Annotated in this window: 12 protein-coding genes; 6 read left to right on the forward strand and 6 right to left on the reverse strand. The window is 67.9% G+C overall.

The annotated features are described in order from the left end of the window. The first annotated feature begins 6 nt into the window (after positions 1-6). Both Q9R39_RS02990 and Q9R39_RS02995 read left to right on the forward strand, forming a co-directional pair. A complete protein-coding gene (locus Q9R39_RS02990; RefSeq protein WP_137809559.1) occupies positions 7-948 on the forward strand; it encodes an anti-sigma factor in 942 nt (313 codons plus the stop codon). A 144-nt stretch (positions 949-1,092) separates the two neighbouring features. Next, entirely contained in the window at positions 1,093-2,142 is a 1,050-nt protein-coding gene (locus tag Q9R39_RS02995) for an alpha/beta hydrolase (RefSeq protein WP_374247445.1), read from the forward strand. Positions 2,143-2,167: 25 nt separating this feature from the next. Here the strand turns inward: Q9R39_RS02995 and Q9R39_RS03000 are convergent, their stop codons facing one another. Both Q9R39_RS03000 and Q9R39_RS03005 read right to left on the reverse strand, forming a co-directional pair. Further along, positions 2,168-2,518: a response regulator transcription factor gene (locus Q9R39_RS03000; protein ID WP_374100826.1), complete on the reverse strand. Its 351-nt coding sequence runs from the start codon at positions 2,516-2,518 to the stop codon at positions 2,168-2,170. A gap of 135 nt (positions 2,519-2,653) precedes the next feature. Further along, on the reverse strand, positions 2,654-3,328 hold the full coding sequence (locus Q9R39_RS03005) for a LuxR C-terminal-related transcriptional regulator (protein ID WP_065631886.1): 675 nt from the start codon (positions 3,326-3,328) through the stop codon (positions 2,654-2,656). Positions 3,329-3,708: 380 nt separating this feature from the next. Here Q9R39_RS03005 and Q9R39_RS03010 point away from each other — a divergent pair, with 380 nt between their 5' ends. After that, positions 3,709-4,464, forward strand: a complete 756-nt coding sequence (locus Q9R39_RS03010; protein ID WP_058252004.1) for an acetoacetate decarboxylase family protein — start codon at positions 3,709-3,711, stop codon at positions 4,462-4,464. A 56-nt stretch (positions 4,465-4,520) separates the two neighbouring features. After that, positions 4,521-5,537, forward strand: a complete 1,017-nt coding sequence (locus Q9R39_RS03015; RefSeq protein WP_311277071.1) for a pirin family protein — start codon at positions 4,521-4,523, stop codon at positions 5,535-5,537. Between the two features lie 7 nt (positions 5,538-5,544). Here Q9R39_RS03015 and Q9R39_RS03020 read toward each other — a convergent pair whose 3' ends face one another. Together Q9R39_RS03020 and Q9R39_RS03025 are read right to left on the reverse strand one after the other, a co-directional pair. Continuing rightward, positions 5,545-6,213, reverse strand: a complete 669-nt coding sequence (locus Q9R39_RS03020; RefSeq protein ID WP_311277072.1) for a CE1759 family FMN reductase — start codon at positions 6,211-6,213, stop codon at positions 5,545-5,547. After that, the gene (locus Q9R39_RS03025; protein WP_311277073.1) at positions 6,210-7,310 is read right to left on the reverse strand and encodes an LLM class flavin-dependent oxidoreductase; all 1,101 of its coding nucleotides are present in this window, start codon (positions 7,308-7,310) and stop codon (positions 6,210-6,212) included. The genes Q9R39_RS03020 and Q9R39_RS03025 overlap by 4 nt, the downstream gene beginning before the upstream one ends. 132 nt (positions 7,311-7,442) lie before the next feature. Here Q9R39_RS03025 and Q9R39_RS03030 point away from each other — a divergent pair, with 132 nt between their 5' ends. Then, complete coding sequence (locus Q9R39_RS03030) at positions 7,443-7,976, forward strand: DUF4878 domain-containing protein (RefSeq protein ID WP_311277074.1); 534 nt, start codon at positions 7,443-7,445, stop codon at positions 7,974-7,976. Positions 7,977-8,056: 80 nt separating this feature from the next. Beyond that, positions 8,057-8,692, forward strand: a complete 636-nt coding sequence (locus Q9R39_RS03035) for a DUF4190 domain-containing protein (RefSeq protein WP_311277075.1) — start codon at positions 8,057-8,059, stop codon at positions 8,690-8,692. A 120-nt stretch (positions 8,693-8,812) separates the two neighbouring features. Here the strand turns inward: Q9R39_RS03035 and Q9R39_RS03040 are convergent, their stop codons facing one another. Both Q9R39_RS03040 and Q9R39_RS03045 read right to left on the reverse strand, forming a co-directional pair. Beyond that, positions 8,813-9,130 carry a hypothetical protein gene (locus Q9R39_RS03040; RefSeq protein WP_006360233.1) on the reverse strand — a complete coding sequence of 106 codons (318 nt, stop codon included), beginning with the start codon at positions 9,128-9,130 and terminating at the stop codon, positions 8,813-8,815. Between the two features lie 305 nt (positions 9,131-9,435). Continuing rightward, entirely contained in the window at positions 9,436-9,663 is a 228-nt protein-coding gene (locus Q9R39_RS03045; RefSeq protein WP_006360234.1) for an MbtH family protein, read from the reverse strand. Positions 9,664-9,746 lie beyond the last annotated feature (83 nt).

Consider the following 9,746-nt stretch of genomic DNA (forward strand, 5'->3'; position numbering starts at 1 on the left):
CCCACAATGACCACATCCGATACGACCGGGGACCGCGGGGCCACCTGGCTCGACGACCACGTCGAATTGTTCGCCGTCGGCGCGCTGACCCCCGACGAGACCAGACGCGTCGAGTCAGAACTCGCCGCACTTCCACCCCACGAGCGGGCGGAACACGACGCCCAGATCGCCGACATCCAGGCGGCCATGGCGGGTTTCGCGACGACGTATGCGCTCGACGCACCGCCCGAACTCCGGGACCGGGTGCTGCAGCACGTCTTCGAGGGTGCGGCGCTGACCCCGGAGGCCTACGTACCCTCGGGCATCGATCCGGGCCCGCAGAACCCGGCCGCCGCGGTCGATCCCGTCCCGCCGGTCGCACCCGCGGGAACGGGCCGATCCGGCGAGAGCGACCTCGCGCCGCCGCCGCCGGTCGAATTGCGGCCCCGCGACTCGCGCCACGGACAGCATCGATCGGGTGGAACCGCGCGGCGCCCGGCACGCGCAACGGCGATCCTGGCGGCCGCGGCGGTGACCGTGGCCGTGGCGCTCGGGGCAGGCGTGCTCATCGGTCGCACCACCGCCCCCGAGTCGTCCACCTCGTCGACGGCGCTCAGCGACTCCCAGCGTGAGGTGCTCGGGGTACTCACCGCCGCGGACGCGTCCGTGAGCGTCGAGCCATTGGCCGACGACCGGGGCACCATCGCGGTGGTGACGTCCGAATCGGCCGACCAGGCGGTCGCGCTCCTGCGGGACCTGCGCACGCCCATCCCGGCCGACAGCACGTATCAGTTGTGGCTGGTGGGCGGTGCACCGCAGCCGGTGCCGGCCGGGCTGATCCCCGGAGACGACACCGCCCCGGTGGTGGTGGACGACGTGCGCGGGTCGAGCGTGCTCGCGGTCACCATCGAACCGGCCGGCGGTTCGCCGCAGCCGACGACACCGATCCTCGCCCAGGTCGCCCTCTAGGCCGGCGAGAATTCGATCCTTCGGGTGACAGCCCTGGCGATCTCCGCTCGTATCGTTCTTCTGTGTGCGGGCGATCCATAGACTGTGGGGCCGGCACGTCGGCGCGTCCGATCCGACGGGATCTCGAGAACGAGTAGGTGCGATGTGAACGGAATCGGTCGTCGGGAACAGCGGCAGCGACATCTCGGCGGGTGGCGAGTCCTCGCCGGGTTGCTGACGGTGGGTGCGGTCATCGCGGGCCTCGCGACCGCTCCCGGGGCGCCGGCGGCCGCCACCCCGTCGTCCCCCGACGGTTCCCGCGTCGTCGACTCCTACACCGATGACCCGCAGCAGGTGACGCTGCTCGTCCACTCCGCCTCGATGAACCGCACGGTCCCGGTCACGGTGCTCACGCCACGGGATCGGACCCGGCCGGCACCCACCCTGTACCTACTCAACGGCGCCGGTGGCGGGGAGGACTCCGCGACCTGGGACGCACGGACCACCTACAAGCGGTACTTCGCCGACCGGCACGCTTATGTCGTCACCCCGATCGGTGGCGCCTACTCGTACTACACCGACTGGCAGCGCGACGATCCCGCTCTCGGCCGCAACAAATGGCAGACCTTCCTCACGAAGGAACTGCCGCCCCTGATCGACGACGAGTTCGACACCACCGGCGTCAACGCGATCGCGGGGATCTCGATGGCGGGGACCTCGGTGCTCAATCTCGCCATCGCCGCCCCCGGGTTGTACCGATCCGTCGCCGCCTTCAGCGGGTGCGCTCGGACCAGCGACCCGGCCGGCCAGCAGTACATCCGATTGGTCGTCGAGGACCGCGGTCAAGCGGACATGACCAACATGTGGGGCCCGCTCGACGGTCCCGGCTGGCGAGCCAACGATCCGTACCTGAACGCGGCGAAACTGCGCGGCAGCAAGGTCTACATGACGACCGGGACGGGAGCACCGGGTGTCCACGAGCAGCTGACCGACCCGAGTATCGCGGGCGACGGTTTCACGCTGGCGAACCAGGCGATCGTGGGCGGCGGGATCGAGGTCGCCATCGACATCTGCACCCGGCAGATGGTCGAGCGTATGCGTGCGCTCGACGTCCCGGTCGAGGTGAACTTCCGCCCGACCGGCACCCACTCATGGGGCTACTGGCAGGACGACCTGTACCGGACCTGGCCGCGTATCGAACGCGACCTGCGCTGAGCGCTCAGTATTCGAGGGCCAGGCCTCACCACTGGTCGAGACCGGTGTAACCGTCCTGGAGTGCTCGCGCGAAAAGGTGGGTTTTCGTCGGCGCACTTCGCCCGACCGCGGTGTACTTCGCCCGGATGCGCGCAAGGTGCGTGCTCACCGTGGACGCCGAGATGAAGAGTCGTGCGGCGGCATCTTCTTTGGACTCGGCGGCTAGCCAGGCGAGCAGAACCTCGACCTCCCGGTCCGACAGACTCGGACGTGTCACTGCCGCTGAGCGTTCGACGGGAACCAGGTAATCAACCGGCTTGGAACGTTGCCGTGGCACGACTCCGTGCCGCGGTGCGGCCGCCGTCCTGGCTCGGAAGATATCTGAAGTGACCGTCATTGTTCCCATCCCCTGTTCAGACCGGCGCTATCTCGTGTGTCCCCGACGCCCCAAATCAATCTGTTCCAACGTTAAGACGGCGTAGTAACTGTCGGTAGACCCAGAAATGGGGACTCGACTCCCGCTGCCATGCCGTCAGCCATGTTTCGTTCGCCCCCAGGCCCCGTCAGGTGTTGACCGTCCCTCGTGCCGGTACCGCTGCGGCACCGGGAGCCATCCGTCTTCGACGGCACGCTTGAAGAGATCCACCTTGGTGCGCGTCGGCCGCCCGGCGTCCGCATATTTCTGGCGAATTCGCTTGAGGTACTCGTTGACCGTCTCCGCGGAGACCCCGAGAGCAGCCCCGACTCGGGCCGACGTCTCGCCGGACGCGTACAGCGCCAACACTTTCTGCAACTGAGGCGACAGGTCGACAGTCGCCAGTTCGGGGTCGCCGTCTATGGCGGCAGCCCATTCTGTGGTGAGGACCGCCCGGCCGTCGGCGGCCGCCCGGATGGCGTCGATGATGACCGACTCGTCCGCCGACTTGAGCACCACGCCGAGCGCTCCGGCGCGCGCCGCCGATCTCAACAGCGCCGGATGCTCTCCAGAGGTGTACACGACGGTGGCCACTCCGGCCGCCGACAATGCGTTGACGTTCTCGCGAGGCGTGGTGCCGTCGTCGAGACGGAGGTCCAGCAGGACCACGTCGAGCTGCATGACACTGAGCACGCCGGCAACCGTCGTCGCCGAGCAGACCAACGAGATGTCCGAAACCGGGTCCAACACTCGTTCGATTCCCCAGATCGGGGACCGATGGTCGTCGACCATTCCAACCCGGATCGCTGCATGACCCTCCGACGAATCCTCGTCGATCAAGGTCGTCTGCTCGTCGTTCACCAACACCCCCACGAGGCACATGCGAGACTCTCAGCCTTTACTCAGCTTCACGTTACTGAAACCTCGACCAAAGCTACGTGCCGAGTCGGACATATCACCCGTCGGAGCGCGAAACTACATCAACTGGTCCCGATCTGACCGCTGGCGTGTCCACATTCTTGGGGACACCACCCGGATGGGTCCCGCCGGGAGCGAAGGCATGCAAGACTAGAACATGTTCTAAAAAGAGTGACCGTGCCGGCGCCAGCCGGCGACAAACCGACCAGCCCCCCCCCCGACCAGACCCGACCCGACACGCAGGAGCAGAACAGGTGAGCGCACCTTCGACGCACGATGTACTCGGCACCCCGGTGACCATGCCGGTCGAGATCCGGCACGCACGGTGCTTCGTCGCCGGTTTCACCGCCGACACCCGGGCCGTGGCACGGGCCATCGACGCCGAATCGGCACAGCCCGGGACGCTTCGCCCGTTGCGCATCCGACCGGGTCGCACCATGTGCATGCTCGTGTTCGTCGACTACGTCGACGGCGACCTCGGACCGTACAACGAGTTCGGCGTGTGCTTCCTCGTCGAGGATCCGACCACCCCACCCGCCTCACCGATCCGGGCATTGCGCTCCCTGCTGAAGGGGGACGCGCGTGCGCTGGTGCACCGGCTCCCCGTCGACGGCGACTTCACCCTGGCCGCCGGGCGCGGCATCTGGGGATTCCCGAAGACACTCGCCGAGTTCGAGGTCGATCACTCCTCCGCCACCAGACGCGGCCGCCTCGTGTCCGACGGCGCACTCGTCGCCGACCTGAGTGTGAAGCCGGGGCTCAAGGTCCCGGACTCCACCGCCGACACCGTGTTGCACGCCTATTCGCAGCTGGACGGGATCACGCGGATGACACCGTGGCGGCTCACCTCGACCACCGGCACCCGCACCCGGATCGGCGGCGCGCGCCTGACCCTCGGCGACCACCCCATCGCCGACGAACTCCGATCCCTGCAGCTGGGGCGGCACGCCCTGATGTCGAGCTCGGTCGATCGGATCACGATGCGTTTCGAGAACCCCACGCTGGTCTGACCGCCATCTCCGCCGGGTTCGCGGACGTCCGTGCCGTCGTCGCGGACAATGGTTCCATGAGCAATCTCGAGACGGACCCGGTCGAGGTCGAGTGCCATGCCGATGCCGGCGTCGCCGCGGGTTCGGGCCTCCTCCACATGGACGTCCTGACCGCGCGCGACGTACCGCTCGGCGGCCCACGCGCGATGACGGTGCACCGGACCCTCCCGCAGCGGTCACGTTCGCTGATCGGAGCCTGGTGCTTCATCGACCACTACGGCCCCGATGACGTCGCGAGCAGCGGCGGGATGGACGTGCCTCCACACCCGCACACCGGACTCCAGACGGTCAGCTGGCTGTTCACCGGCGAGGTCGAGCACCGCGACACGATGGGCAACCACGCGATGGTCCGCCCCGGCGAGATCAACCTCATGACCGCCGGGCACGGCATCGCGCACACCGAGGTCTCGACACCCGACACCACCACCCTGCACGGGGTGCAGCTGTGGGTCGCGTTGCCGGCCGAGAATGCCGACACCGCACGCGACTTCGCACACCACCGGCCCGATGCTCTCGACCTCGGCGGGGTCACCGCCAAGGTCTTTCTCGGCGAACTGTTCGGCACCCGCTCGCCGGTGCACACGTTCACGCCGTTGACCGGCGCCCAGCTCGACTTCGCACCCGGCGCCGCCGTCGACATCGACGTCGACCCCGAACACGAGCACGGCATTCTCGTCGACACCGGAAGCGTCGAGGTCGCCGGCGCCGACGCCGCACCGCTGGCCCGCACCGAGCTGGGCTACATCGGGTTGGGCGCAAGGCGGATCACGCTCACCAACGTCGCCGAGACCGACGCCCGGGTGATCTTCCTCGGCGGCGCACCGCTGGCGGAGGACATCGTCATGTGGTGGAACTTCATCGGGCGCACACACGACGACATCGTCGGCTTCCGGGACCAGTGGGAGGCGCGCAGCGAACGCTTCGGGCAGGTGCAGGGTTACGTCGGTTCGACGCAGCACCTGCCCGCGCCGCCGCTGCCGCACTCACGGCTGCGCGCCCGGGCCAACACCCCGGGGCGCGCCGCCCCCGAGTGAGAACGCGTCACGCCGTTCCGAGCAACCTCGCGAAGTTCGCGATCCCCGCGGCCTCGACCGCCTGCTGCCTGCCGTCGGCCACGGCCGCGCGCGGCGGTTCCCCGTCGGCGGCATTCCCCGGCCCTGTGCCACCCCTCGGTCCGAGGAGCGAGACGAGTTCGGCTGCGGCACGGCCGATCCGGTCGTTCAACGACGCGGTGTCCCCACCGGCGCCCGCCCAGTCCGCCGACGCGGCGTAGACGCCGGTCGGCAGGACGACGGCACGTAGGTAGGCGAACAACGGTCGCAGCGCGTGGTCGAGCACCATCGAGTGGCGCGGGCTGCCGCCGGTCGCCCCGATCAGCACCGGTTTGCCCGACATGGCGTCGATGTCGACGAGATCGAAGAACATCTTGAACAGGCCGCTGTACGACGCGTTGAAGACCGGGGTCGCCACGATCAGGGCATCGGCCCCCTCGACCGCGTCGAGTGCCGCGCGTGCCCGGCCCGAGGCGAAGCCGACCGTCATCGCCTGTCCCAGGTCGGCGGCGAGGTCACGCAGGTCGACGATCTCGACGTCCGAGCGGCCCGCCCCGAGTCCTTCGGTGACGGCGGCGATCATCCGGTCGACGAGCAGTCGCGTCGACGACGGTTCGGAGAGACCGGCATTCACCGCGACGATCCGCAGGGCGGTCACGAGGACACCTCCACATTCTGTTCGGTTTCCCGGCGGGCGGCGACGAGCGAGGCGTGCGTCGGCGCGTCGGGAACGTCGTCGGGACGTCCCTCCGCGAACCCGGCGCGCAGGTCCGGCAGCACCTCGCCCAGCAGGTCGAGCTGCTCCAGCACGGTCTTGAGCGGCAGTCCCGCATGATCGACGAGGAACAGCTGACGCTGGTAGTCGCCGAAGGTCTCCCGGAAGGTCAGCGTCTTGTCGACGAACTCGGCCGGGCTGCCGACGGTCAGCGGCGTCTGCGAGGTGAAGTCCTCGAGCGACGGACCGTGTCCGTACACCGGCGCGTTGTCGAAGTACGGGAGGAACTCGCGCACCGCGTCCTGCGACTTCGGCCGGATGAAGAACTGTCCGCCGAGCCCGACGATGGCCTGGTGGGCCTTGCCGTGGCCGTAGTGCTCGTACCGTTCGCGGTAGAAGTTGATCAGCCGCTGGAAGTGCTCGTTGGGCCAGAAGATGTTGTTCGCGAAGAACCCGTCCCCGTAGTAGGCCGCCTGCTCGGCGATCTCGGGACTGCGGATCGAACCGTGCCAGACGAACGGTGCCACGTCGTCGAGCGGGCGGGGCGTCGAGGTGAAGGACGTCAGCGGGGTCCGGAACTGTCCTTCCCAATCCACCACATGCTCGGTCCACAACCGATGCAGGAGGTGGTAGTTCTCGATCGCCAGCGGGATCCCCTGCCGGATGTCCTGGCCGAACCACGGATAGACCGGACCGGTGTTGCCGCGCCCGAGCATCAGGTCGACGCGCCCGTCGGCCAGATGCTGCAGCATCGCGAAGTCCTCGGCGATCTTGACCGGGTCGTTGGTCGTGATCAGCGTGGTCGCGGTACTCAGCTGCAGGCGCTCGGTCTGCGCCGCGATGTAGGCCAGGGTCGTGGTGGGCGACGACGAGAAGAAGGGCTCGTTGTGGTGCTCACCGAGCGCGAACACGTCGAGCCCGATGTCCTCGGCCTTCTTGGCGATCTCCACGATCGCCTTGATCCGCTCGTGTTCTGTGGGCGTCGTGCCCGTGGTCGGGTCGGTGGTGATGTCACTGACGCTGAAGAGTCCGAACTGCATGTCGCGCCTCCTTGTGATGGTTACATCGACCATAACCGGACCGCGGTCCGATTAATTCCGGTGGCCGGTGAGTTAGTGTTGGCTCACTGCGGAGAAGCGCCGCGGATAGACAACTGCATCGAGGAGAGTCGCATGAAGATCCGGAAGTCCGTCGCTGCCGTCACCCTCGCCGGGGCCGCTTTGTTCGTCGCCACCGGTTGTTCGGAGTCCACCGACACCGTCGACGAGGCGACGAGCGCGGTGTCCACCGCCGTCGAGTCCGCGGCGAGCCAGGTCGAGACCGCCGCCAGCGACGCGGTCGACGAGGTCACCGGGCTCAGCAATGACGACGCACAGGAAACCTTGCGCCAGGCCATCGACCCGAACACTTCCTCCGAGGAGCTCGACCAGGTCATCGACGTCACCAACCCGGCCACCAAACCGGCCGCGATGGCTTTCGCCAAGGGCGCCTCCGCCGCGGGATACACCCCCGACGCGTTCTCCGTGAAGGAGGTCACCGAGGACGGCGACAAGGCCACCGCGACCGTCGCGGTGAAGAGCCCGCATTCTTCGACGCCGGTCGACATCCAGCTCGGCTTCGTCGAGGTCGACGGCGACTGGAAGCTCAGTGGTGACGCCATTCAGCAGCTGATCAGCATGGGCAGCGGCCAGCAAGAGGGCAACTAGACCCACGGCGTACGTCGCCTCCTCGCCTACACTCGGACGGGTGCGGTTCCGACCCGGAGCCGGGCGGCGAGGAGGTGTACGTGCGTACCGATCAACCCACCCAACCGTTCGCTCCACCGGTGACCCAGCGGCACGCGCGGTGGCCGCTCGTCAACGATCTCGACGACACCGAGTTGCCGGCTGCGGCCGAACCGACCGGCACGCGGGTCGACCTGCACGTTGCGGTACCCGCGTCGCCGAAGCTGCCGACCAAGGTCGAGCCCGCGGCGGAATCGTCACCGCGGATGGTGACGCGCGACGCGGGCCGGCTGCCGGCACGAGAGCATGCCGCACTACCACCGGTGGGCGACTTCTGGGACCTGGAGAACGCCGGACGGGCACCCCTTGCCGCTATGCCGCTGCCCGCGCGGACCTTTCCGGTGCGCTCGGCACCGTACCTGACCCGGCCCGTCGGCGGCCGTTCCGTCGCACCGGCAGCCTCACTGGCGCTGACCACCGGGCTGATCTCCATACCCCTGACCCTCCTGCTGGGACTGGGCGCGATCCTCGGACTGATCGCCGTCGTCGCCGGCGCGGTCGGCGTCAGGCAGGTTCGACGCGCCCCCGCGGAGCGCAAGGGCACCGGTCGCGCGATCACGGGCATCGTGACCGGCGCCGGCAGCGTGATCGTGGGCGGCCCGATCCTCTTCCTCGTTCTGCTCCTCGCCGGACTGTAGCCGCGGGCGCATTCTTCGAGGCCTGTCGCCGCCACGCTTGTCGCCGCCACGGTCGCACGACCGCAGAAACAACGAGACCCGCCTGTCGGCGGGTCTCGTCGGGTATGTCGGTGCGGGTCTCTAGCTGACCGCGCGGAGTCGGGGCCGGACCGAGGCGACCTCGCCGCGCTCGCGGCCGAGCCAGGCCTGGATCTCGCCGATGACCTGCAACCGGGAATCGACCGGGTCGATGTCCACGAGAGACGGCATACAGTGCATCAGGGCGGCGTAGAACGCCGAGGTCGGCGACATACCGTACTCGGCCAGCACGCTGCCGTAGTCCTCGACGCGATCGGCGAGTTCACCGTAGGTGAGAGCGTCATCGCCCAGCCGAACAGCGGTCAGGTGGGGCGTGATCGCCCCTCGTGTCTGGATGTCATCCAGTAGTAGCTGGTCCATGATTACTGCCTTCCCGCCCGTGGAGCGTCGATCGCTGTGTCCCCGCCTCCCCTGACGTTGGTACTCATGCGATCCTTCAACCAAGTGTGCCCTACCTCATTCAACTAGTAGAACACTGACTCAACATGTGTGGGATATTCCACAACAATTTCGGTAACTGTGCTGCAATCCGATGTTACGGCTGTGACTGCAGTTGCGACAGGTCACCACTGGGTTGATTCTTTACCTGTTATCCACGTGCAACTGTCCCGACATTCGAGCACGACCGACTTTCGCGATCGCGAGTGTCGGGGCCCGTCACCGACTCAGGCGTCCCCGCTCTTGTCCGCCTCCATCGCCTCGATGAGGCTCTTGGGCCGGAGGTCGGTCCAGTTCTGCTCCACGTACTCCAGGCACGCGGCGCGGCTGTCCTCGCCGAAGACCTTGGTCCACCCGGCGGGGATGTCGGCGAACGTCGGCCACAGCGAGTGCTGGTTCTCGTCGTTCACGAGCACGTAGAAGCGGCCGTCCTCGTCGTCGAATGGGTTCGTCATGGGTGTCCTTTCTCCATCGGCACGGCGACTGTCGTCACCCGCCTGCTTTGTTGTTGTCGAACGTAGTGGCTCGCCGCCCGGAT

Origin of the sequence: Gordonia sp. AC31 (assembly GCF_031844505.1) — a bacterium.
GTDB lineage: Bacteria > Actinomycetota > Actinomycetes > Mycobacteriales > Mycobacteriaceae > Gordonia > Gordonia hongkongensis.